19 protein-coding genes are annotated in these 24,461 nt (G+C 63.9%); 10 read left to right on the top strand and 9 right to left on the bottom strand.

Features of this window, described 5'->3' with window-relative positions:
* Nucleotides 1-142 precede the first annotated feature (142 nt).
* From ACZ9H4_RS17755 to ACZ9H4_RS17730, 6 genes are all read left to right on the top strand, one after another.
* Nucleotides 143-1,543: a short-chain fatty acid transporter gene (locus tag ACZ9H4_RS17755; RefSeq protein ID WP_476120032.1), complete on the top strand. Its 1,401-nt coding sequence runs from the start codon at nt 143-145 to the stop codon at nt 1,541-1,543.
* Nucleotides 1,544-1,609: 66 nt separating this feature from the next.
* A complete protein-coding gene (locus ACZ9H4_RS17750) occupies nt 1,610-3,112 on the top strand; it encodes a class I adenylate-forming enzyme family protein (protein ID WP_476120030.1) in 1,503 nt (500 codons plus the stop codon).
* 12 nt (nt 3,113-3,124) lie between these two features.
* Nucleotides 3,125-3,940, top strand: coding sequence for an enoyl-CoA hydratase/isomerase family protein (locus tag ACZ9H4_RS17745; RefSeq protein WP_408156253.1), 816 nt, complete (start codon nt 3,125-3,127; stop codon nt 3,938-3,940).
* A gap of 49 nt (nt 3,941-3,989) precedes the next feature.
* The gene (locus ACZ9H4_RS17740; protein ID WP_408327420.1) at nt 3,990-4,985 is read left to right on the top strand and encodes an MDR family oxidoreductase; all 996 of its coding nucleotides are present in this window, start codon (nt 3,990-3,992) and stop codon (nt 4,983-4,985) included.
* A gap of 296 nt (nt 4,986-5,281) precedes the next feature.
* Entirely contained in the window at nt 5,282-5,482 is a 201-nt protein-coding gene (locus tag ACZ9H4_RS17735; protein ID WP_408149963.1) for a hypothetical protein, read from the top strand.
* A 438-nt stretch (nt 5,483-5,920) separates the two neighbouring features.
* Nucleotides 5,921-6,397 (top strand): hypothetical protein, encoded by a 477-nt coding sequence (locus tag ACZ9H4_RS17730; RefSeq protein WP_408327425.1) that lies wholly within the window; start codon nt 5,921-5,923, stop codon nt 6,395-6,397.
* 35 nt (nt 6,398-6,432) lie between these two features.
* Here ACZ9H4_RS17730 and ACZ9H4_RS17725 read toward each other — a convergent pair whose 3' ends face one another.
* The 4 genes from ACZ9H4_RS17725 to prpC all read right to left on the bottom strand — a co-directional run bounded on the left by ACZ9H4_RS17725 (nt 6,433) and on the right by prpC (nt 12,310).
* On the bottom strand, nt 6,433-6,783 hold the full coding sequence (locus ACZ9H4_RS17725) for a VOC family protein (protein ID WP_408149959.1): 351 nt from the start codon (nt 6,781-6,783) through the stop codon (nt 6,433-6,435).
* Nucleotides 6,784-6,843: 60 nt separating this feature from the next.
* The gene (gene prpF / locus ACZ9H4_RS17720) at nt 6,844-8,031 is read right to left on the bottom strand and encodes a 2-methylaconitate cis-trans isomerase PrpF (RefSeq protein WP_476120026.1); all 1,188 of its coding nucleotides are present in this window, start codon (nt 8,029-8,031) and stop codon (nt 6,844-6,846) included.
* Between the two features lie 150 nt (nt 8,032-8,181).
* Complete coding sequence (gene acnD / locus ACZ9H4_RS17715; RefSeq protein ID WP_408327431.1) at nt 8,182-10,779, bottom strand: Fe/S-dependent 2-methylisocitrate dehydratase AcnD; 2,598 nt, start codon at nt 10,777-10,779, stop codon at nt 8,182-8,184.
* A gap of 361 nt (nt 10,780-11,140) precedes the next feature.
* Nucleotides 11,141-12,310 carry a bifunctional 2-methylcitrate synthase/citrate synthase gene (prpC, locus tag ACZ9H4_RS17710; protein WP_476120024.1) on the bottom strand — a complete coding sequence of 390 codons (1,170 nt, stop codon included), beginning with the start codon at nt 12,308-12,310 and terminating at the stop codon, nt 11,141-11,143.
* 216 nt (nt 12,311-12,526) lie between these two features.
* Between prpC and prpR the strand changes: the two genes are divergently transcribed.
* Nucleotides 12,527-14,518, top strand: a complete 1,992-nt coding sequence (gene prpR, locus ACZ9H4_RS17705) for a propionate catabolism operon regulatory protein PrpR (RefSeq protein ID WP_408329177.1) — start codon at nt 12,527-12,529, stop codon at nt 14,516-14,518.
* A 174-nt stretch (nt 14,519-14,692) separates the two neighbouring features.
* On the opposite strand, the gene ACZ9H4_RS17700 is transcribed toward prpR, so the two are convergent.
* The gene (locus ACZ9H4_RS17700) at nt 14,693-15,622 is read right to left on the bottom strand and encodes a LysR substrate-binding domain-containing protein (protein WP_476120021.1); all 930 of its coding nucleotides are present in this window, start codon (nt 15,620-15,622) and stop codon (nt 14,693-14,695) included.
* 146 nt (nt 15,623-15,768) lie between these two features.
* On the opposite strand from ACZ9H4_RS17700, the gene ACZ9H4_RS17695 reads away from it, so the two are divergent.
* The 3 genes from ACZ9H4_RS17695 (at nt 15,769) to ACZ9H4_RS17685 (ending at nt 19,231) form a co-directional block, all read left to right on the top strand.
* Entirely contained in the window at nt 15,769-16,851 is a 1,083-nt protein-coding gene (locus ACZ9H4_RS17695) for a tartrate dehydrogenase (RefSeq protein ID WP_476120019.1), read from the top strand.
* Nucleotides 16,852-17,318: 467 nt separating this feature from the next.
* Nucleotides 17,319-18,677, top strand: a complete 1,359-nt coding sequence (locus ACZ9H4_RS17690; protein ID WP_408150775.1) for an MFS transporter — start codon at nt 17,319-17,321, stop codon at nt 18,675-18,677.
* A gap of 227 nt (nt 18,678-18,904) precedes the next feature.
* Entirely contained in the window at nt 18,905-19,231 is a 327-nt protein-coding gene (locus ACZ9H4_RS17685) for a hypothetical protein (protein ID WP_408150777.1), read from the top strand.
* Nucleotides 19,232-19,329: 98 nt separating this feature from the next.
* On the opposite strand, the gene ACZ9H4_RS17680 is transcribed toward ACZ9H4_RS17685, so the two are convergent.
* From ACZ9H4_RS17680 to ACZ9H4_RS17665, 4 genes are all read right to left on the bottom strand, one after another.
* Nucleotides 19,330-20,487, bottom strand: coding sequence for a glycoside hydrolase family 53 protein (locus ACZ9H4_RS17680; RefSeq protein ID WP_408150779.1), 1,158 nt, complete (start codon nt 20,485-20,487; stop codon nt 19,330-19,332).
* 142 nt (nt 20,488-20,629) lie between these two features.
* The gene (locus ACZ9H4_RS17675; RefSeq protein WP_476120016.1) at nt 20,630-22,594 is read right to left on the bottom strand and encodes a beta-galactosidase; all 1,965 of its coding nucleotides are present in this window, start codon (nt 22,592-22,594) and stop codon (nt 20,630-20,632) included.
* 54 nt (nt 22,595-22,648) lie between these two features.
* Nucleotides 22,649-23,500, bottom strand: a complete 852-nt coding sequence (locus ACZ9H4_RS17670) for a carbohydrate ABC transporter permease (protein WP_121320857.1) — start codon at nt 23,498-23,500, stop codon at nt 22,649-22,651.
* Nucleotides 23,501-23,542: 42 nt separating this feature from the next.
* Nucleotides 23,543-24,448, bottom strand: coding sequence for a carbohydrate ABC transporter permease (locus ACZ9H4_RS17665; RefSeq protein ID WP_408150784.1), 906 nt, complete (start codon nt 24,446-24,448; stop codon nt 23,543-23,545).
* Between the last annotated feature and the right edge of the window lie 13 nt (nt 24,449-24,461).

Below are 24,461 nucleotides of genomic sequence, written 5' to 3'. Positions count from 1 at the left end.
TAGGTTTTTGTAGACGACCAGTCAACTAGTGGCTATAAATTCTAACTGACCGGTCGTCTACAAACCGGAATCGATAGCGGGCACGGCCTTCAGCGGGCCAGCCGCCGCCGGATGAACTGGAGTAAGACAACGGAGACACGACATGGAAAAGTTGAATGCGGATGCGCCCCCGGTCGCCACCAGCAACCGGGCGGGGTCTTTCGGTCTACAGAGAATCACCCGGCTGTGCGTTGTCCTCGTCGAGCGCGTGATGCCTGACCCCTTCGTCATCGCGATCCTGCTCACCGTTCTGACCTGCGCGCTCGCCTTCGCCATGGCGCCGAAAGCCTCGATTCCCGAGGTGCTGACAAGCTGGTACGACGGCGTGTTCAAAATCGCCAGCTTCGCCTTTCTCGTCGCGCTCACCCTCGTCACCGGCCACGCACTCTCCACCTCGAAGCCGGTATCGAAACTGTTGCACCGCATCGCCTCGTTGCCGACCACCGCGGCCGGCGCGATGACGCTCACGTTCTTCGTATCGATGGTGGGCGGCATGCTGAACTGGGCCGTCGGCCTCGTGGTATCGGCGCTGTTCGCACGTGAAATCGCCAAGCGGATTCGTGTCGATTTCGCGTGGCTCGTCGCCGCCGCTTACGCGGGCTGGTCCTTCTACGTGTGCGGCATATCGAGTTCGATTGCGCTCTTGAGCGCGACGCGCGGCTCGCCGATGAACCTGATCGAGAAAGTCACCGGCGACGTGCTGCCGATGAAAGACTTCCTGTTCTCCCCGCTCAACTACATTCCGGTGCTCGTGCTGGCCGTCGCGGTGCCCGTGGTGTTTCGCATCATGATGCCGCGCGAGCACGAGTCGATCGTTGCCGACCCGGCGCGTCTGATCGCCGAGGACACGGTCCAGTCCGACGAAGCGCCGCCGAAAACGGTCGCCGGCAAACTTGACAACGCGTGGCTGCTCAATCTCGTGCTCGTCGCGTTGGGGCTGGGATATATCGGATTGAAGGTGGCGCGCAATGCGTTCACGATGGACCTGAACATGCTGGTGATGATCTTCCTGCTGCTCGGGCTCGTCACGCACTGGACCCCGAAGGCCTATTTGCGCGCGATCAACAACGCCGCGCGCGTGGCCGGTCCGATCCTGCTGCAGTTCCCGATCTACGGCGGCATCATGGGGATCATGACGGCCACGGGCCTCGCGGATGTGATCGCGCAGTGGTTCATAGGGTTTTCCACCACGCAGACGCTGCCCTTCTGGAGCTTCGTCTCGTCCACACTGATCAGCATGTTCGTGCCGAGCGCGGGCGGTCACTGGATCGTGCAGGCGCCGTTCGTCGTACCTGCCGCCGAACATCTGCACGTGCCGCAAAGCGCGGTGGCGATTTCGGTCGCGCTCGGCGAGGGCGTCGCCGACATGATCCAGCCGATGTGGGTCATTCCGTTGCTCGCCATCGCGGGCGTGGGCATGGGACGGGTCATGGGCTTCACGGTCATCATCTTCTTCGTGATGTTCGCGGTGATGGGCGCAACGCTACTGATGTTCGGGCATTGAGCGGCCTTTCGGCCTACCTCTGAACAGCCTCTGGTTCAATCGAATTCCTATTGAAGACGACTCATCATGAACAGCACAGGCAATCTCGGCGCGCTCGTTGCAACGGCGTGCCGCCAGCATCAGGGCGCGCTCGCAATCGACGCGCCCAGCGCAACCGTCACCTACGAGCGCCTGCTCGAAACCGCGACGGCGCTCGCAGCCGCGCTCGGCAAGCTCGGCGTCCACAGGAACGAGCCGGTGCACGTGCGGGTGTCGAATCAGCCGCATGACTTCGCCGGATTACTCGGCGTATGGCTCGCGGGATGCGTCGCGGTGCCGATTCACCGCACGTCTCCCGAAGCGGTCACCGCGCGGATTCTCGACAGGACGCAGGCGCGCTTCGCCGTCGACGTGCCTCATGCATTCAGCGGCGAACAGGATGCGATCGAACTCATCGGCGCGAACGCCAGCGCACCTGCGCCACGCGAGCAACTCGACAACGCTGCGCTGATCATCTTCACGTCCGGCTCGACGGGCGCGCCCAAAGGCGTCGTGGTCACGCATCGGGCGTTCTGCGCGAAGCTGCTTTCAATCGACGCGATGATCCACTTCCGCAAGACCGAGCGCACCTTGCTGCTGCTGAACATTACGTTCAGTTTCGGCATCTGGGTCAGCCTGCTGACGCTGCTGGGCGGCGGCACCGTCGTGTTGCCGGAGAAGTTCGAACCGGCCCTGCTGCTTGCGCAATTGCGCGAGCGGACCATCCATCGGGTCGGCGTCGTGCCCACCATGTTGCGCGCGCTGCTGGCGGTGGTGCCCGCGGCCGGCCGCAATGCGCAGGCGTTCGCGTGTCCCGACCTGCGGCAGATTCTCACCGGCGGCGAACAGCTCAGCGAACAGCTTGCCATGCAGATCGAAACACTGTTTCCGAACGCGGACCTCATCAACATTTTCGGCCTCACTGAAACCTCGACCTGCGACTTCTTCCAGTTTCCGAACTATCGGCGCGCAAAGCCGACGTCGCTCGGCTTGCCGTCGAGCCATGTCGAATATCGCGTCGTCGATGAAACGCAAACGCCGGTGCCGTCCGGCACGATCGGCGAATTGCAGCTGCGCAGCCCGTATCTGATGCGCGGCTATCTCGACGAGCCGCAACTCACGGCCGCCGCGTTCACGCACACGTGGTTCCGCACCGGCGATCTGGCGATCACGACCACAGATGGCGACGTGCAATTGATGGGCCGCCAGAAGGAGTTGATCGTGCGCGGCGGCAACAAGGTCACGCCGATGGAAATCGAGCAGGCCATCACGATGTTCGAAGGCGTAGGCGCCGCGATGGCGGTAGGCGCGCCCGATGAAATTCTCGGCGAGCGGATTCACGCACTGGTCGTGCCCTGCGCGGGCAACGCGCTGGACGTCGTCGCGTTGCGCGCGTTTCTTTGTCTCAAGCTCGACAAATACAAGGTCCCCGATTTCTTCTACGAGGCCGACGCGCTGCCGGTCGGCCGCACAGGCAAAGCGGACCGGCGCGAATTGCGCAGCATGGTGGCGACTGGCACGCTCGTCCCGCTCACCCGTCACGTTCAATAGGAAAACAGATCAATGACTCAATTTTCCACTCTGCTCTACACCGCTGAACAGAACGTCGCGCACATCACGCTCAATCGGCCCGAGCGGTTGAATGCGCTAGGCAAGCTGTCGCTCACGGAGATCAACGCCGCGCTCGATCTCGCCGAGGCCGACGACGGCGTCAAGGCGATCGTGATCAGCGGCGCGGGCAAAGCATTCTCATCGGGATTCGATCTGAAGGAACAGATGGAAGCGCGGCCCGAGGGCGAAGCCGTATGGCGAGAAATCCTCGCACGCGATTTCGACACCACCATGCGCTTCTGGGACTCGCCGAAGCCGACCATCGCAGCGGTGCACGGCGCGTGTCTCGCGGGCGCGTTCGAGATCGCGCTGGCCTGCGATATCACGGTCGCCACACCCGATGCGATCTTCGGCGAGCCGGAACTGAAGTTCGGCGCGGGCATCGTCACGATGCTGCTGCCGTGGATGACCAACCCGAAACAGGCGAAGGAAATCATCCTGACCGGACTCGACCGCATCGACGCGCAGTCCGCGCGCGAGCTGGGGCTCGTCAATCGCATCGTGCCGGAAGGCGAGCATGTTAGCGAAGCGCTGCGGATTGCGCACACGATGTCGGTGATCGACCCCAACCTCATGCGCGTGACGAAGGCCGCGATTAATCACAATTTCGAAGCGCGCGGCATGAAGGCCGCGCTGCAACACGCACTCGATCTCGACCACGCGATCGAATCCGCCGGTTCGCCCGACAAGAAGGCGTTCATGGCGGTCGCACGCGAACAGGGTATGCGCGAAGCCATCCAATGGCGCGACCGGCGCTTCGCCCGCTGACGCCGCGAAGCACAACCCTTTCCTTTTGACCTATTGGAGGATCACTCATATGTCGGCACAGACTTTCAACGCAATGCTGCTTCGCGAAGAAGACAGGAAGACCAAGGCCACGATCGAAACACTGTCGTTCGACGCGCTGCCCAACGAGGACACGCTCGTCAAAATCGACTTTTCGACGATCAACTTCAAGGACGCGCTCGCCGTCACCGGCACGGGGAAAATCGTCAAGACGTGGCCGCTCGTGCCCGGTATCGATTTCGCGGGAACGGTGGTCGAAACCGCCAATCCGAATCTCGACGTGGGACAGAAAGTCGTGCTCACGGGCTGGAGCGTCGGCGAGAAGTACTGGGGCGGCTACAGTCAGTATCAGCGCGTGCGCGGCGACTGGCTCGTGCCGCTGCCGGCCGGCTTGAGCACGCGGCAGGCAATGATGATCGGCACGGCGGGCTTCACCGGCATGCTCTGCGTGAATGCGCTCGAAGCCGCTGGCATCACGCCGCAAAGCGGCCCGGTTCTGGTGACGGGTGCGGCGGGCGGCGTGGGGAGCGTGGCCATCGCGATTCTGAGCAAGCTCGGTTATCACGTCACCGCACTGACGGGCAATCCCGCCAAACACGACTACGTGAAGCGACTCGGCGCGCAGGAAGTGATCGACGGCCCCGAGTGGGCCGAGCCGCCGCGTGCGCTGGAAGGCCAGCGCTGGGCCGCCGCGATCGACACGGTCGGCTCGAAGGTGCTCGCGCGCGTGCTCGCCGAGATGAACTACGGCGGCGTCGTCGCCGCTTGCGGACTGGCCGGCGGAGCCGACCTTCCGACCACCGTCATGCCGTTCATTCTGCGCGGCGTCAAACTGATCGGCGTGGACTCGGTCATGTTGCCGTCAAAAGAGCGGATCAACGCATGGCAGCGGATCGTGCAGGATTTGCCGCTGTCGGTGCTCGACGGGATTACGTCGAAAACGGTCGCGTTGGATGAAGTGCGCGACGCGGCAGCGGAGATGCTCGCCGGGAAGTTCCAGGGGAGAGTGCTGGTGGATGTGAATTGAGTGTTGGTGGTTGCGGGGCTCGCGGGCGGCAGACGGAAAACGACGCGATCGTGCGTTTCGTTCTGCCCGCGCAACCGTTCGAGTCCCCCAGTTTGTCGCACGCACACCGACAGCCGATTTTTCAACTGTTGGGTGCGTTACACCACTCTTCCACCGAACTACCGGCTCAACATGCCGGCGCCCCTTGTTCATCCAACGTGGATGCCCGTCAAGCATGCTTGGCACACCCTATGCGGTGCAGCCTGAGAGCACCCGAAAAACGTGCTCATCAGGCAACCTTCCTTAGGAGAACCATCATGAAAGCAATCAGGATCGATGAACTGCATCGCCATGAAGAAATGACTTCCGCCGAGATGGCGCGTGTGGTCGGCGGAGACGGAAAAGAGAAAGAGCCGGCCGGCAAGCCGACTCATATCGACGCGATCAACGGCGTCCTCACGTTCGGCGATGGATCGAAGTGGTCGATGGACCTCAACGGCAAGCTTCACCCGCTCTAAGCCGACAACGCTCGCCTGCCTCTCCGATGAGATGTCGCGAAGCTCGACCTCTCATCGGCGGTCAGCATTGATGTTCATCAAATACTTCAAATTCCTCCGACCTGAACGGCTGGATTATCCCCACTTGACGCTGCTATTCCCGCATGCGAGCATCGCCGCCATCGACTCGACTGTCGGCAAATTTCAGCCCTGCGCTTCACGATTCCCCTGCTAATGAAGCGCTTCTGGAAATGTTCCGGCCTATACGCCGACAGCAATCGATCGTTATCGATTCCCGTGCACGTTCGACGAATACATGCTGTCGGCAACGTCACGTGAACTGATGACCCATAGCAAAAGACGGCGCTCAAGTCCGCCTGCAAGCGGTCATCTAAAACAATCTATAAGACGCAATACAAGGACCGAACTCTTCACGCCAATCTTCGACAGAGGTCACTCATGCTCTTTCACGCGTCCATCCCCGCTCGCAATCCGGAAAACGTCGCGCGCGTCATTGCCGAACTATGGGGCGGGTTCCACGCACCATTCCCCTCCTTTCCCGATTCGTGGATGGCGATCGCCGGCGACGACCGTGGCTCGATCATCGAGACCTATCCGAGCGATCGCGTGATTTCCCCGGGCAGTGGGCAGAACTCCTTCGTTCCGGCAGAGAGCAAGACGGCGCAATACAGCGCGTTTCACCTTGCCGTCGCGAGCAAGCTGACGCCTGACGAGGTTCTCGCAATCGGCGAGCGCGAGGGTTGGCGTGCGGTTCGGTGCACGCGCGGTCACAACTTCTTCGATGTGATCGAGTTGTGGATCGAAGACATCATCATGATCGAAGTTTTGACGGAAGAAATGCAGCGACAGTATCTGGCCTTCGCCACGCCCGAGAATTTCAGGGCTTTTGCGCCAGCGGCTGCCGTGCAGGCGTGAATGACAGGCCAGCGCGATCCACACTGCTCGTCATGTCACACGTGCACAAGCACATTGACGAGTTTGCCAAACGGATCGCGCACATAGAACCGCCGCACGCCCCACGGTTCGTCGACCGGTCCGTATTCGACCGGAATGGCCGCCGCCCTCACGCGTTCGAGCGCGGCGGCAAGATCGTCGACTTCGATCGACAGATCGGGCACAGGCGTGTCCGATCCTCCCTGTGACGCGAAACTGATCTGCACAGTCATCGTTTCGGAAGACCCATACGTGGCAATCCAGCCAAGATCCATCAGCAGATCGAGGCCGAATATCTGCTGGTAGAAGCGCGTCGCTTCATCCACTGCTTGCGTGCCGATATTGGCGACGATTCTTTTGACTTTCATGGGTCCCTCCGCAACCGTGTAGCGAGCATATGCCTGAGCGGTACGCCAGCCAGCCGGGGCTCATCCCTCCTGCGGCACTCGCACCCAGCCTTCCATCAACACGCGCGCGCTGCGGCTCATCATGGCCTTCGTCACCGTCCATTCGCCATCCTTGCGGCTCGCTTGCGCGCCCACTCGCAGCGTCCCCGAGGGATGCCCGAAGCGCACCGCTTCACGCTCGCCGCCGCCCGCAGCCAGATTCACGAGCGTGCCCGAAATCGCCGCCGCCGTGCCGATCGCCACCGCCGCCGTGCCCATCATCGCGTGATGCAGCTTGCCCATCGACATCGCCCGCACCAGCAGATCGACGTCGCCTGCGCCGACGCGTTTGCCGCTCGACGCCACGTAATCGGCCGGCTTCGCGACGAAGGCGACCTTCGGCGTATGCTGCCGCGTCGCGATCTCGTCGAGGTGCTTGATGAGACCCATGCGCAACGCGCCATGCGCGCGAATGGTTTCGAACATCGCGAGCGCTTTCTCGTCGCTATTGATCGCGTCCTGCAACTCCGTGCCCGTGTAGCCGATCGCCTGCGCCTCCACGAAGATGGTCGGAATGCCCGCGTTGATCATCGTCGCCTTCAGCGTGCCGACGCCGGGCACGTCGAGGTCGTCGACCAGATTGCCGGTGGGGAACATCGAGCCGCCCGCGCCCTCTTCCTCCGCGGCCGGGTCCATGAATTCGAGCGGAACTTCCGCCGCGGCAAAGGTCACGCCGTCGAGTTCGAAGTCGCCGGTTTCCTGCACGGCCCCATCGGTCATCGGCACGTGCCCGATGATCGTCTTGCCGATGTTGGCCTGCCAGATGCGCACGGTGGCCACGCCGTCGCGCGGAACGCGGCTCGCGTCGACGAGACCCGCGCTGATCGCGAACGGCCCGACGGCGGCGGAGAGATTGCCGCAATTGCCGCTCCAGTCGACGAAGGCTTTATCGATCGACACCTGGCCGAACAGGTAATCCACATCGTGATCGGGCCGGCTGCTTTTCGCGATGATCACCGTCTTGCTGGTGCTCGACGTCGCGCCGCCCATGCCGTCGATCTGCTTGCCATATGGATCGGGGCTGCCGATCACGCGCATCAGCAGCGCGTCGCGCGCGGCGCCGGGTACCTGAGCCGCCTCGGGCAAATCCTGCAGGCGGAAGAACACGCCTTTGCTGGTGCCGCCACGCATATAGGTGGCCGGAATCTTGATCTGCGGTTTATGGGCCATGAATGTCCTGTCCTGATGTGAGCGGGCGGCATGGCTCGCGAACGAAGCCACACTGCCCATGCTGCATTATGTTCATCGCTGCTCCGCCGTGCTGCGGCGCATGCCAGCGATGCAATCCAATCGAGCCGGTCAAATGCAAGTGAACCGCGCTCAAGCCGCCGCTTTCGTCGACTCGAGAAAGTCCTGCGCAAAGCGTTGCAGCACGCCGCCGGCTTCGTAGATGGAAGCCTCTTCAGCGGTATCGAGCCGGCACGTCACCGGCACCTCGACACGCTGACCGTCCCTGCGCTGAATCACCAGCGTCAGATCCGCACGCGGCTTACGCTCGCCGATCACGTCGAACGTCTCCGTCCCGTCGATGCCGAGCGTGAGGCGGTTCACACCGGGCTTGAACTCCAGCGGCAACACGCCCATGCCCACGAGGTTCGTGCGGTGAATACGCTCGAAGCCTTCCGCGACGATCGCTTCCGCGCCCGCCAGACGCACGCCCTTGGCCGCCCAGTCGCGCGACGAACCCTGCCCGTAGTCGGCACCCGCAATCACGATCAGCGGCTGCTTGCGTGCCATATACGTTTCGATCGCTTCCCACATGCGCGTGACCGTGCCCTCGGGCTCGATGCGCGCGAGCGATCCGGCCTTTACCTTGCCGTCTTCGAGCACCATCTCGTTCTTCAGCGTCGGGTTCGCAAAGGTCGCGCGCTGCGCGGTCAAATGATCGCCACGGTGAGTCGCATAGGAATTGAAGTCCTCTTCCGGCAGGCCCATTTTCGCGAGGTATTCGCCGCTCGCGCTGTCCGGCAAAATCGCGTTGGACGGTGACAGGTGGTCCGTCGTGATGTTGTCGCCGAGCACGGCGAGCGGGCGCATGCCCCTAAGGGTGCGTTCACCGGCAAGCGCGCCTTCCCAATACGGCGGACGGCGGATGTAGGTGCTCATCTCGCGCCAGTCGTACAGCGGGTTGGCTCGTTCGCCCGAATCGACGGAGGCCGTGAACATCGGTTCGTACACCTTGCGGAACTGCTCCGGCTTCACGCTCGACGCGACGATCGCGTCGATCTCTTCATCCGACGGCCAGATGTCCTTCAGCGTGACGGCATGGCCGTCGGCGTCGATGCCGAGCACGTCCTTCTCGATGTCGAAGCGAATCGTGCCCGCTATCGCATACGCGACCACCAGCGGCGGCGAGGCGAGAAACGCCTGCTTCGCGTACGGATGAATGCGGCCGTCGAAGTTGCGGTTGCCCGACAGCACGGCGGTCGCGTACAGATCGCGCTCGACCACTTCTTTCTGGATCACCGGATCGAGCGCGCCGGACATGCCGTTGCACGACGTGCACGCATACGCGACCACGCCGAAACCGAGTTTCTCCAGCTCGGGCAGCAGCCCGGCCTCTTCGAGGTACAGCGTGACCGCCTTCGAGCCCGGCGCGAGCGAGGTCTTCGCCCACGGCTTGCGGGTCAGTCCGCGACGGTTCGCGTTGCGCGCGATCAGGCCGGCGGCGATCATGTTGCGCGGGTTGTTGGTGTTCGTGCAGCTGGTGATCGCGGCGATGATCACCGCGCCGTCGGGCATCAGCCCCGGCTCGTTCTCCACCTTGCCGCTGATGCCGCGCGCCGCCAGCTCCGATACCGGCAAGCGGCGATGCGGATTCGACGGCCCGGCCAAGGTACGCACGACGCTCGACAGATCGAACGTCAGCACCCGTTCATACTCGGCGCGCTTCAGCGTGTCGGCCCACAGGCCGGTTTCTTTCGCGTACGTTTCCACCAGCTTGACGAGTTCGTCGTCGCGGCCCGTGAGCTTCAGGTACTTGATGGTCTGCTCGTCGATGTAGAACATCGCGGCCGTCGCGCCGAATTCGGGCGCCATGTTGGCGATGGTCGCGCGGTCGCCGAGCGTCAGCTTGCTCGTGCCTTCGCCATAGAATTCGAGGTAGGCGCCGACCACCTTTTCCTTGCGCAGGAATTCGGTCAGCGACAGCACTACGTCGGTTGCCGTGATGCCTTCGCCCGGCTTGCCCGTCAGCTCCACGCCGACGATGTCCGGCAAACGCATGTACGACGCGCGGCCGAGCATCACGCTTTCCGCTTCGAGCCCGCCCACGCCGATCGCGATCACGCCGAGCGCGTCCACCATCGGCGTATGCGAGTCGGTGCCGACCAGCGTATCGGGAAACGCCACGCCGTCTTTCACCTGCACGACCGGGCTCATGCGTTCGAGGTTGATCTGATGCAGGATGCCGTTGCCCGGCGGAATCACGTCGACGTTCTGAAAGGCGCGCTTCGTCCAATTGATGAAATCGAAGCGGTCTTCGTTGCGGCGATCTTCGATCGCGCGGTTCTTCGCGAACGCATCCGGATCGAAACCGCCGCATTCGACCGCGAGCGAATGATCGACAACGAGTTGCGTCGGCACCACCGGATTGACCAGCGCCGGGTCGCCGCCTTGCGCGGCGATCGCATCGCGCAGGCCGGCGAGGTCGACCAGCGCGGTCTGGCCGAGAATGTCATGACATACCACGCGCGCCGGAAACCACGGAAAATCCAGCTCGCGTTTGCGCTCGATGATCTGCTCGAGCGACGCGGTGAGCGTCGCCGGATCGCAGCGGCGCACGAGATTTTCGGCCAGCACGCGCGACGTGTACGGCAGCGTGTCGTACGCGCCGGGCCGGATCGCGTCGACCGCCGCACGCGTGTCGAAGAAATCGAGCTGGGTGCCGGGAAGGCGTTTGCGGTTTGCAGTATTCATGGCTTAGGAACCAACAGTAATGAGCCGGGGACGACGGCGGCATCGGTCACGTTCAGCCGCGTCTTGTCAGGTGACGCTTCGCTTGCGGACCGGTCAGGCAATGGTTGTAGTTTAGCTCGCTGGGTTGCGGCCGTTCGTTCGAATGCGTTGCATGCTACGTTGCGTGAGCGGCCGACCATGCCGCCGCTCCAGCCACCGCGAAAAAGCGGCCTTGAGCCGGGGTATCGGCGAACCAAGGCCCAACTTCATTGCATCGCGCCCAGAGGACGTGACGCAGGAGAAGCGCTTGCGCGGCGGCTTTGCTGCATTGTGGCTGCTACGCCTTCGACGGCTGACGGATGCGCTTTCGCGCACCGTTGCGTCAGACGCGCTTGGCAAGCGGCACGAACGGCAGATCGTCGGGTCCGGTGTAATTCGCGCTCGGCCGGATGATCTTGTTGTCGACGCGCTGCTCGATGATGTGCGCGCTCCAGCCGGCCGTGCGCGCGATCACGAAGATCGGCGTGAACATTGCCGTCGGCACGCCCATCATGTGATACGAGACCGCGCTGAACCAGTCGAGATTCGGGAACATCTTCTTCGCGTCCCACATCACCGATTCGAGCCGTTCGGCAATCGAAAACAGCTTGGTGTTGCCCGCTTCCTTCGAGAGCTTCTTCGCGACATCCTTGATGACCTTGTTGCGCGGATCGGAGATCGTGTACACCGGGTGGCCGAAGCCGATCACCACTTCCTTGTTCTCGACGCGGCGGCGAATATCCGCCTCGGCTTCGTCCGGGCTCTGATAGCGCGACTGGATCTCGAACGCGACTTCATTGGCGCCGCCGTGCTTCGGACCGCGCAGCGCGCCGATCGCACCGGTGATCGCCGAGTAGAGGTCCGAGCCCGTGCCCGCGATCACGCGGCCGGTGAACGTCGATGCGTTGAACTCGTGCTCGGCGTACAGGTTCAGCGACACGTGCATGGCATCGACCCACGACTTCGACGGCTCGACGCCATGCAGCAGATGCAGGAAGTGGCCGCCGATCGAATCGTCGTCGGTCTCGACTTCGATGCGCTTGCCGTTGTGCGAATAGTGATACCAGTACAGCAGCATCGAGCCGAGCGAGGCCATCAGCTTGTCGGCGATGTCGCGTGAGCCCGGCAGGTTGTGATCGTCCTTCTCCGGCAGCACGGTGCCGAGCACCGACACGCCGGTGCGCATCACGTCCATCGGATGCGCGGCGGCGGGAATCCATTCGAGCGCGGCCTTGACGTTCGCGGGCAGGCCGCGCAGGCCCTTGAGTTTGGTCTTGTAGGCAGTCAGTTCGGCCTGGGTCGGCAGCTTTTCGTGGACCAGCAGATAAGCGATCTCTTCGAATTCGCACGCGCTCGCGATATCGAGAATGTCGTAGCCGCGATAGTGCAGGTCGTTGCCGGTCTTGCCGACCGTGCACAGCGCGGTGTTGCCCGCGGTCACGCCGGACAGCGCGACGGATTTCTTCGGTTTGAATGCGCCTGTGTTCGGCGTGCTGTTGTCTGCTTCACTCATCAGTTGTCTCCAGAAGGCATGGTGGGGCTTTTTGACTGGCATCCTTAAACGCAAAGAACGGGCCAGCCGTGATATCGCGTGCTAAGTGCCTGATTTAAAGGAAGACAGCCGCCGCACCGCCCCGCCGACCTATTTCACAAGTGAAATCGCCATTTCAGTTTGGGAATGGGTACGCGCATAATAGACAGCCTCCCCAAGCCTGCCGCGAGCCACCCCGTGAGCACACCTCTTTTCGAACCGTCCCCCCGCCCGCGCATCTGGGCGCTCAGCATCAGCCGCCTGCGCGATCTGTTCTTCGACATCGCCGGCGAATACGTCGAGCGCGCGGACCTGCGCATCGTCTCGCACGGCTTCGAAGACGCCGTGCGGGAGATCGAAAGCGCAGGCGCGGGTCGTCCCGATGTCGTGATCGCGGGCGGCTCGAACGGCGCGTATCTGAAAACGCGCGTGTCGGTGCCGGTCGTGCGGATCAACCCGACCGGCTTCGACGTGATGCACGCGCTCGCGCGGGCGCGGCGCGACGGCGCCCGGGTCGCGCTCGTCACGCACGGCGAAACGCCCGACGAAATACGGCGTTTCACGGCCGCCTACGCGCTCGACATCACGTTCGCGTCATATCAATCCGTGCAGGACGCGGAGAGCGTCGTGCTCGACCTGAGCGATCGCGGCATCGACGTCGTGGTCGGCCCCGGCCTCGTCACCGATCTCGCTGCGAATGCCGGGATGGGCGCGGTGTTTCTCTATTCGCGCGCGTCGGTGCGCGCGGGCTTCGACACCGCACTCGAAGTCGCGCAGGCCACGCGCCGCGAAACCGTGCGCCGTCAACGGCTCGACAATCTGCTGCAACATCTGCGCGACGGCGTCGTCGCGCTCGATGCGCAAGGCCGCGTCGAAGTGATGAATCAGCGTCTTGCCAGCGTGCTCGGCATCGATGCGGCGAAAGCCGCGGGCCGCGCGCTGCTCGAGCTTGCGCCCGATCTCGCCGGCAGTCTGCCCGACGCCGACGGCGACAGTTTCTGTACGGTGCGCGGCGCGAGCTATGTCGTGCATCGCGGGCCGCTCGCCAGCACCAGCACGGCGGCGGGCACCGTGCTGACGTTTCAGGAATCGCGTGCGGTCGAGCGGCTCGACCGCACGTTGCGCGCGCGGCAGCGCGTGCAGCAGTTCACCGCGCGTTACCGGCTCGACGACATCGTCGGCGCGTCGGAATCGATCGAACGGGTGCGCTCGCTCGTGCGGCGCTATGCGAGATCGGACGCGACCGTGCTGATTCTCGGCGAGAGCGGCACCGGCAAGGAGATGGTCGCGCAGAGCATGCATCACTTGAGCGCGCGGCGTGACTTCGCCTTCGTCGCGATCAATTGCGGCGCGTTTCCCGAGGCATTGCTGGAGAGCGAGCTGTTCGGCTACGAAGAAGGGGCGTTCACCGGCGCGCGCAAGGGCGGCAAGGCGGGGCTCATCGAAGTCGCGCATCGCGGCACGCTGTTTCTCGATGAGATTGGCGAAATGCCGCTGTCGTTGCAGAGCCGCCTGTTGCGTGTGCTGCAGGAGCGCGAGGTCGTGCGGCTCGGCTCGACGGAGCCGACGCGCGTCGATATCCGGGTCGTCGCGGCGACGCATCGCGCGCTGACCGAGGGCGTCGAAACGGGCAGCTTTCGCGCCGATCTCTACTACCGGCTCAACATCCTGAGCATCGCGCTGCCGCCGCTGCGCGAGCGGCCGAACGATCTGTTGCCGCTCGCCGCCGAATTGCTGCGCCAGGCCGCGGCGCGTGAACCGAGGCTCGCGGCGCGCGTGCCCGACGTGGTGACGGCAGAGCGTGTGCTTGCCGGGCTCGGTGGATCGTTGCGGCGTTATGCATGGCCGGGCAACGTGCGTGAATTGCAGAACGTGATCGAACGGATCGCGGTCGAACTCGCGGATGTGGACATCGGCGCGGAGACGGACACGAGCGCGGGTGCACAAGCCGACAGCGCCACCGTCGTCACCCGCGAGATGCTGCGCACCGTCGCGCCTGAAATCGTCGAAGCCCACGCGCGCCCGGCGAAGCCCGCCGCGCTCACGCTGCGCGAACGCAGCCGTCATGTGGAAGCCGATCAGATCCGCGCCGCGCTCGCGGCCCACGACGGCGATCGCGACGCGGTCTGCGACGCGCTCGGCATCAGCAAGACGACGCTGTGGCGCAAGCTGAATGCGGCGGCCCGGTAGCGCACGCGTTGCGCCATCAGACGCCCGCTTCGCGCTGCAGGATCACTGCGACATGGCGCAGCGCGTCCCACGAAAACTTTCGCGACCGGCGCCGAGTTGAACGTGCCACTCACTTCGCGGCCGAGGCCCGCTGCGCCGGTCCCTTTGCGAAACACGCCCGCCCCTCCGAAGCGGCTAAACCTGCTCACCCGACTCCACCGCTCCCCAGTGCGCGAACTCCTCGCTCAGGAAATCCACGCACACCCTGACCTTCGCCGACTGCGCGAGCCGCGCCGGATAAACCGCCCACAGATTCGCCGGCTGCGTGACCTCGGGCAACACCTGGCGCAACTGCCCGCTCTCGAGCAGCGGCCGCACGTCCCACATCGAGCGCAACACGATGCCGCGACCGGCGAGCGCCCATTGCACCGCGACCTCGCCGTGATTGGTCGACAGCGGCCCGGTCACCTTGATCGACGCCGCTTCGCCGCGCACCGTGAGGCGCCACAGACCGAACGGATGGTCGCGCTCCTTGATCGCGAGACACGCGTGCGCGGACAGATCCGCAAGCTGCCGCGGCGCCCCATGCCGCGCGAGATAATCGGGCGACGCGCACAGCACGCGGTGATTCGACGCGAGCCGCCGCGCGATCAGATGCGGCGCGATCTCGTCGCCGAGGCGGATATCGAGGTCGAAACCTTCGCCGCCCACGTCGACGAGACGATCGAACAGATCGAGCCGCACGCTCAATTGCGGATAACGTTCGGAGAAGCGCGCCAGCGCGGGCGCGATGAAACGGCGGCCAAAGCCGAAGCTGCTGGAGATGCGCAGCTTGCCCGCCGGAATGCGGCGAGTGGTGGAGACGTCTTCGACCAGTTGCTCGACGTCGTCGAGAATTTTTTCGGCCCACGCGTAGACGCGCTCGCCCGCCTCGGTAATCGCGACGCGGCGCGTGGACCGGTGCAGGAGCCGCGTACCGAGCGTAGTCTCGAGCACGTTGATCCGCTTGCTGACGTACGCCGCCGACACCGACAGCGCCTCCGCCGCCGCGCTGAAACTGGATTTACGCGCGACTTCACAAAACACACGCAAATCGGCGAGATCGGGTGACGGGACGGCATTCATAGCGGATTGGCGGCCAATGCGTTTGTGCACGAATCGTGCACAGTGACTTAACTAAAGCCGCCATTTTAGATGCAAACGACAGGAATAGAATAAGCGCCGTTGAATCGTCGAAAGCCCTGATTCAAGCCCAAAGGAGGAGCACAAACATGTCGAAGAAATATCGGATTGCCGTCGTACCCGGCGACGGCATCGGCGTCGAAGTCATGCCGGAAGCCATTCGCGTGCTGGACGCGGTGCAAAAGCGCTTCGGCATCGAGCTCGAGTATCAGCACATCGAATGGGCGAGCTGCGACTACTACGCGAAGCACGGCAAGATGATGCCGGACGACTGGAAGACCCAGCTGCAATCGGCCGATGCGATTCTGTTCGGCGCGGTGGGCTGGCCGGACACCGTGCCCGATCACATCTCGCTGTGGGGATCGCTGCTGAAGTTCCGGAGCGAATTCGACCAGTACATCAACCTGCGCCCGGCGCGCCTGTTTGCGGGCGTGCCGTCGCCGCTCGCGGGCCGCAAGGCGGGCGACATCGATTTCTGGATCGTGCGCGAGAACACCGAAGGCGAATATTCGTCGGTGGGCGGCGTGATGTTCGAGGGCACCGAGCGTGAATTCGTGCTGCAGGAATCGGTATTCACGCGGCACGGCAGCGAGCGCGTGCTGAAGTTCGCCTTCGATCTCGCCCAGCGCCGCGAGCGCAAGCAGATCACCGTCGCCACCAAGAGCAACGGCATCGCGATCAGCATGCCGTGGTGGGACAAATGCGCGGCCGGCATTGCGGCGCAGTATCCGGACGTCAAGTGGGACAAGCAGCATATCGACATTCTGTGCGCGCGCTTCGTGCTGCATCCCGACCGCTTCGACGTGGTGGTGGCGACCAACCTGTTCGGCGATATCCTCTCCGACCTCGGTCCGGCCTGTACCGGCACGATCGGCCTTGCGCCGTCGGGCAACCTGAACCCGGACCGCAAATTCCCGTCGCTGTTCGAACCGGTGCACGGCTCGGCGCCCGATATCGCCGGCCAGAACATCGCCAATCCGATCGCGATGATCTGGTCGGCCGCGATGATGCTCGACTTCCTCGGCCAGTCGAGCGGCAAGGAACGCGAAGCGCACGACGCGATTCTCGCGGCGATCGAAGCGACGCTGATCGAAGGCCCCCACACCGGCGACCTCGGCGGCAAAGCGAACACGACCGAAGTGGGCGAGGCAATCGCGGCGAAACTGGGCTGAAGCGGTCGCCTGCTTCAGGCAGTTAACGTTCAGCAATGAAGTTCTGACAATCCCTGACGGGCGCCAGTTGAAGCTCTCAAAGCGGCGCTCTCCCCTTTCCCTCCTCTGGATCCGCCGCACCGCGCGCGGGCACCGTGGCATCCACCCTCTCCGCGCCGCCCGGCGCGGTCCCGCGCGCCGATGTGCGCTCGCAACATCTCGGGTAATCCCGCCTTGCCCCCCGTTGTCGGATTACTTACAGTGCGTGTTCGCAGAAAGAATCACGGTTCTATATACGAACACGCCCACCAAATCAGTCATGCCACCATCGCGGCAATCGCCGGTTACGGCTTCCGGGCCGCGTGGCCGTCGTCATGCAAACGGTTTGCTGCGGCGGGGGCATCGTGCATCGCTTCCAAACGGCGTACGATCGTGAAAGAAAGGAAAGGCTCGGGTTCCACGAGCCTTTTGACAATCGGGAGACCATCATGAGCCGCAGCACTGCTGTGAACGTTCAGACATTCATTAACGAACACCCCTTCTCGCCGTTCCAGTGGCTGGTTTTTTTCATGTGCTTCATCATCGTCCTGCTGGACGGTTTTGACACGGCCGCGATCGGCTTCATCGCGCCTTCGCTGATCGGCGAATGGGGCATCGCCAAGCCGGCGCTCGCGCCGGTACTGAGCGCCGCGCTGTTCGGCCTCGCGTGCGGCGCGCTCGGCTCGGGCCCGCTATCCGACCGCCTCGGGCGGCGCGTGATGCTGCTGAGTTCCGTGCTGCTGTTCGGCGTCGCGTGCCTCGGCTCGGCCTTCTCGAGCAACATCGAACAACTGACCGCGCTGCGCTTCATCACGGGCGTCGGCCTCGGCGCGGCCATGCCGAACGCCGTGACGATGATGGGCGAGTTCTGCCCGGACCGCCGCCGCGCGACCGTGATCAACCTGATGTTCTGCGGCTTTCCGCTCGGCGCCGCATTCGGCGGTTTTCTCGCCGCATGGATGATCCCGCATTTCGGCTGGCGCAGTGTGCTGCTGCTCGGCGGCATCACGCCGCTGCTGCTGATGATCCTGCTGGTGAGCAAGATGCCGGAGTCGGTCCGCTACATGGTGGCGAACAACAAGCCGGTCGAGCGGATTCGCGCGGCGCTCTCGCGCATTTCGGGCGACGCGGTGCAGGCAAGCGCCTTCACGATGACCGAAAGCGCGCCGCAAACCGGCAGCAAGGGCCTGGGCGTGGTGCTGTCGCGCTCGTACATCATCGGCTCGGTGATGCTGTGGGTGGCCTACTTCATGGGCCTCGTGATCTTCTACGCGTCGATCAACTGGATGCCGATCCTGCTGAAGGACGCCGGGCTCACGCCGCAACGCGCGACGCTGATTTCCGCACTGTTCCCGCTCGGCGGCGTCGGCGCGGTGGTGTGCGGCGTGCTGATGGACCGCTTCAACGCGAACCGGATCATTGCGGCCTGCTATGCGCTGACCGCGGTGAGCGTCTATTTCATCGGCCAGGCGGCCGGCAACGTGGGCGCGCTGGTGTTCATCGTGTTCGTCGCGGGCGTGCTGATGAATACCGCCCAATCGTCGATGCCGGCGCTCGCCGCCGCGTTCTATCCGACCGAAGGCCGCGGCACGGGCGTCGCGTGGATGCTCGGTGTGGGCCGCTTCGGCGGAATTGCGGGTTCGTTCCTCGTGGCCGAACTGACGCGCCGCCACTTCACCTTCGGCGGCATCTTCGCGACCGTCGCGGTGGCGGGTCTGCTGTCGTGCGTGGCGCTGCTGATCAAACAGGCGGCGCGGCCGCATGTGGCGACGGCGAACACGTCGAAGGCGGAGTCGTTCGGGCATTGAACAACGCGCGCGACAAGGGCGCGCATGCCGGATCCGCTGGTTTCTCGAAGCCGCCCGCCTGGGCGGCTTTTTCATTTCCAGCGCGTGACAGCAAGCAGGCCAGGGGGTAAAAAAAGCGTGCCCCGTCACTTCCCGATAAACTACGCGGTTGTTTACCCGTGCGGCCGCCGCGCTGGCCGATGCCACCGTCGTCGCCGCACCGCTCATCTCAAGTCAGGATTCCGGTAATGAAACGCGTAGTCGTCTCCGCGCTGCTGGCGGCGTGCCTCGCGCAACCGGCCGCGCAGGCCGTTGCACAGACCGTCAACGATCAATGTTTTGCGCTCGGCGATATCGCCGGCCAGGTCGCCTCGTGGCGTGCGCACAAGAAGACCAAGGCCCAGGCGCTCGACCAGGCGGCCAAATACTACAAGGACCCGGCGGACCTGCAGGCGGTCGACGCGATCATCGAAAAGATTTTCAGCCCGGGTGCGCCGCGCATGACGCCCGACCAGGCCAGCATGGCGTTCACGTCGGAGTGTCTGAAGAAGAACGGGCAGGCACCCGCTCAGTGATGCCTGCCCTCGGCACGCGATGCGGTGCCGTGCGATATGGACGTAGCACTCACGGCCCGCGCGCCGGACGCTAACCGGCGCGCATGCCGGTGCGGATGCTAGCGTCGGCGAAACGCATCCAGCGACGGCAACGCGTTGCCGTGAAAATCGAACAACGTGTTGTTGTCCCACTGATCGCCCGCACCGTTCTCCCAGCCGACGTTCGGCGTCGGAATCCATTCGGGCTCCCACCAGAACACACCTTTGCCGCGGCCGTCGGGGATCGCCTTGACGACATCCGTCACTGCACCGAGAAACTGTGCCTGCCCCGCCGGGGTCTGCGGAAAGGTCGAGGTGCCGACGTTGGTCATCGAGTTGGGCTCGGAATCGCCGTCGCTGGTCGTCCACGGATACGCGGTCTCGACCACCATGACGTCCTTGTCGTAGCGCGCCGCCAGATCGTTCGCGTTGTTCTGCAGGTCGCTCAGCGAGCCTTGCCACTGCGGGTAGTAGGACAGGCCGATCACGTCGAACGTCACGCCGCGCTGCGTCGCACTGTCGAACCACCAGCGGCTCTTCGCGTTGTCGCCGCCGCTGTCGATATGCAGCATGACCCTGGTGCGCGGATCGACGGATTTGACCGCGTCATGCCCCGCCTTCAATAGCAGCGCGAGGTTGTCCAGCTGGTCGTACTTGCCAAGCGGCCACAGCATGCCGCCGGTGATTTCATTGCCGATCTGCACCCACTCCGGATGCACGCCGTCACGCTTGAGCATGTTCAGCACATTCGACGTGTACTCGGACAGCAGCGCGCACGTCTGCGTGATGTCCTTGCCTTCCCACTCGTGCGGCGGATACTGCTTGCCCGGATCGGCCCACCAGTCGCTGTAGTGGAAGTCGATCAGCACGCGCAGGCCGAGCGCGGCCGCGCGGCGCGCCAGCACGCGCACGTGTTCGGCATTGTTGTAACCGGCGGCGGGACTCTGATTGGCCGGAAAATAGTTCGGATTGCCAGGATCGTTCCAGACCTTGATACGGATCGAATCGACGCCATGGCTCTTCAGAATCCGCAAACAATCGAGGCGCTCGCCATGCTCGTAAAACTTCGCACCGTTCGCTTCCAGTTCGAGCAGCGTCGAGACGTCCGCGCCCATCGCAAAGCGGCCGCCGTGCGCGGTGGATTCACCCTCGCCCGCGATGGCGGGCAGACCCACCGTCGTGCCGACACCCGCCGCAGCCGCTGATGCCAGCCATCCCAGCATTTCTCTTCGGTTCATTCGTCATCCTCCATCTATTGAATGGCGGCTCTTCTCGAGGCCGCCTGGTCCGGTGTGATGCGCCTGTGTCTCAACCTCCGGCCTTGCCACTTCTCCGACTACTCCCTCTGCCAATCCGATCCGGTCCGAACGGCACGCCAGTTCAGGCGTCTTTCCATACGCAGACATCGCCGGTGTTCAGGCGCGCCGCGCCGAGCACGAACGTCGCGTGGGACGGCGCCGGCGCCTGCACCGGCTGCTCGCCGAAATTGAATGCGAAGGTCAGGCCACCGCGCCGGCGAATGCGCAAGCCGTCGGCCAGCAGTTGCGTCTCGATGCCCGCGTCTCGCGTGGCCTGCTGCAACACCGCGCGATGCAGCGCATGCGACAGCCAGGCCGCCACATAGCGAACCTTGCCGTGTATGAGCAGCGCCGGCCACGCGTCGTCGAATTGCGCGGCGACGCGCGTCTCGGCATTGGCCCGCACATGCTCGCGCCAATACACGGCGGTGCCCTGTGTGCCCTCGATCGACAACGCGGGCGTGAGCGTGGGCCGTAGCGACTCGACTTCGAGCACCTGCATCGGCAGCACGCGTTGCAATGCGCCGGGCGGCAGGTTGCCCGGAATCGCGAACGCGTCCGTCTTGGAGCCGCTGCGCGGGCCGAAGACCCATTGCGCGCTGCTGCGTTCTATCTGCTGCACCAGCGCGTCGTCGATCACGGCGATACTCGGCACGACCACGAGGCGATACGTCGACAGGTCCGCGCGGCTCGACACGATATCCACGTCGAGCCCGAGTTCGCGCAACGCCTCGTAGTAGTCGAACGCCAGCGTCTGATAGTCGAAGGTCTTGCCATGACGCTGAATCTCGAACATCCATTGCGTCTCGTAGTCGAAGACGATCGCCACGGACGCGCGCGTGGGCGCGCCGAGCGTCGAGAGCGCCGTGGACCCCGCGATTTCACGCGCCGCCTGCCGCACTTCGAGGCCGCCCGGCGAGAGTTCGTTGTTCGGCAGATTAAGCCCGGAGTGCATCTGCTCCTGCGCATACGGACACTGACGCCAGCGGAAATACGACACCAGCTCCGCGCCGTGCGCGAACGCCTCATATGCCCACAGCCGCACCATGCCCTTCGCGGGCACCGGGTTCCACGGCGCCCAGTTGACCGGCCCGGCCTGCTGCTCCATCACCCAGAAGCGTCCCTTGCCGACCGCGCGATAGCGGTCGTGGTCGAACGCGGACACGTCGGGATGCGCGGTGCGCGCGAAACGCGCCTTCTGCTCTTCCGGCAGCGCGATCGACTCGGTGCGCGCGATCGGATAGCTGTCCCATGCGGCGACATCGAGCGCGTTGTCTTCGGAGAAACGGTAGTGGTCGAAGGTCGTGAAGAAGCCCATGAAGTTGTGCAGCAGATCCGCCGTCGGCGCATGCTCGCGCAGCACCTCGATCTGCTCGCGATGGAAGCTCGCCACTTCGTCGGACATGAAGCGGCGGAAGTCGAGCAGGTGGATCGGGTTGGCGTCGGTCGGCGTGAGGTTCGGCAAGCCGATCGCGTCGAACGACGGGTACTCCATGCTCCAGAACACGTTGCCCCACACTTCGTTGAGCGACGCGATCGTTTCGTAGCGCTGCTGCAGCCATCTCTGGAAACGCCCGAGCGCCGCGGGCGAATAGCTCGGCACGGTCTCGTGACAGCCGAGTTCGTTATCGGTCTGCCACGCGACGATCGACGGATGCCGCCCGTAACGCTCAGCCATGGCAGCCACGATGCGCACGCATTCGCGCCGGTACGTTTCGCTCGATATATCGTAGTGACGGCGCGAGCCGAAATTCCAGCGCGTGCCATCGGCACGCACCGGCAACACGTCCGGATGCGCGTCGATCAGCCACTTCGGCGGCGACGCGCTCGGCGTGCCGAGCACGAGTTTCAGCCCTGCTGCTGCGAGCGTTTCGACGGCCTCGTCGAGCCATTGCCATTCGAAAACGCCGGCGCGCGGCTCCATCCGGCTCCACGCGAATTCAGCGATCCGCACGTGCGTGATGCCGAGGTCGACCATACGCTTTGCATCGTCGGCCCACATCGCGCGCGGCCATTGTTCCGGGTAGTAACAGACACCAAGTTGCATGAGAGAAGTCTCGTTATGAGTTGACGAGTAGACGGGTTGACGTCGGGCAGGTGCTCAGCCTTTGCTTGCACCGAAAGTCAGACCGGCAACGAAGTGCCGTTGCATCGCGAAGAACATCAGAACGGAGGGCAATGCGGCCAGCACCGAGCCCGCCGCGACCAGGTTCCATGCGGTCGTCCATTGCCCCTTGAGCGCGGCGACGCCCACGGTGATCGGCGCGGCCTCGTCGCCTTGCGTGAGACACAGCGCCCAGAAATAGTCGTTCCAGACGAACGTGAACACGAGGATGCCGAGCGCGGCGAGCGCGGGCCGGATCAGCGGCAGCACGATGCGCAGATAGATGGTCCATTCGCTCGCCCCTTCAACGCGTGCCGCTTCGATCATCTCGAACGGCAACTGCTTGATGAAGTTGCGCAGAAACAGCGTGCAAAAGCCGGTCTGGAACGACACGTGGAAAATCACCAGCGCCCACACGGTATTGAAGAGTCCGAATTTCAGCGCCATGTCGCGCACCGGAATCATCAGGATCTGGATCGGCACGAAGTTGCCGGCGACGAAGGCGAACAGCACCGCCGTATTGCCGGGAAAACGGTAAGTGGCCAACGCGAAGCCCGCCATCGACGCCAGCACGATCGCGCCGAGCACCGACGGCACCGTGATCAGCACGCTGTTGGCGAAGTAATGCAGCATCGGCGTTTGCGTGAGCGCCGCGCCGTAGTTTTCGAGCAGCGCGAAATGCTTCGGCCAGGTCCAGTAATCGCCTTGTGCAAGCTCGTCCGACGAACGGATCGACGTGACGAGCACGGCCAGCATCGGCAGCAGCCAGAGCAGCAAGGCGAGCGGCAACGACGCCTTATAGAGCGTGCGATTGATGGGTTTCCAGCGTTCGACGGGAAGCGGATACATGACACGTAACTCCTGGCAAGCGGCAAAAAGGCAAGCGGCGAATCAGCGTTCTTCGCGCAACATGCGGCGAAGATGGAACACGATATAGACCAGCATGATCGCGAACAGCACGACGGCAATCGCCGCGGAATAGCCTTCGCGGTAGTACTTGATCGCCTGGTCGTACATGTAATAGGCGAGCACGGTGGAGCTGTCGAACGGACCGCCGCCGCTCATCACCGCGATCAGATCGAAGCTGCGCAGCGCGCCGATCACGGTCAGCACGACCGCCATGAAAGTGGCCGGGCGCAACTGCGGCAGGATCACGTGCCACAGCAGACGCAGGCCCTTCGCGCCTTCCATGCGCGCGGCTTCGACCACTTCGGGATTGATGCCCGTGAGACCGGTGAGATACAGCACCATGCAGAACGGCGTTTGCGGCCATAGCGCGGCGAAGATGATGCCGAACGTCACCGTGCGCGGATCGCCGAGCACGGGAATGCCGTGACCCACGATCAAACGCAGCAAGCCGAAGCCGGGGTCGTAGAACCAGCTGAACACGAGCCCGACCACGACGCCCGACAGCACGAAGGGCGCGAAGAACAGCGACTTCACGACACGCATGCCGCGCACGTGCTGGTTCAGATACAACGCGAACATCAGACCGAGCGGCGGCGCGAGCAGGAACAGCGCAAGCCAGATGAGGTTGTTCTTGAGCGCCGTATAGAACGTGTCCGACTGGAACAGTTCGACGTAATTGCCAAGACCCACGAAGGTCTTCGGCGTCATGCCGTCCCAGTTGTAAAAGCTGATCGAGATGCTGCTGATGATCGGGTAGACCACGCACAGACAAAACAGCAGACATCCCGGCAGCAGGAAGAAAAACGCGGCGCGGTGCTGATGACGGCGCGTCGTCGAGACGTGACGACGCCGGGCCGCCGGTAAGCGGCTCGCTGCGGAATGAGACATGGATCGAGCCTCG

This window comes from Paraburkholderia sp. TE9906 (assembly GCF_056279605.1).
The sequence above is the reverse complement of the archived record's forward strand: the minus strand, read 5'-3'. Positions and strand labels throughout refer to the sequence as shown.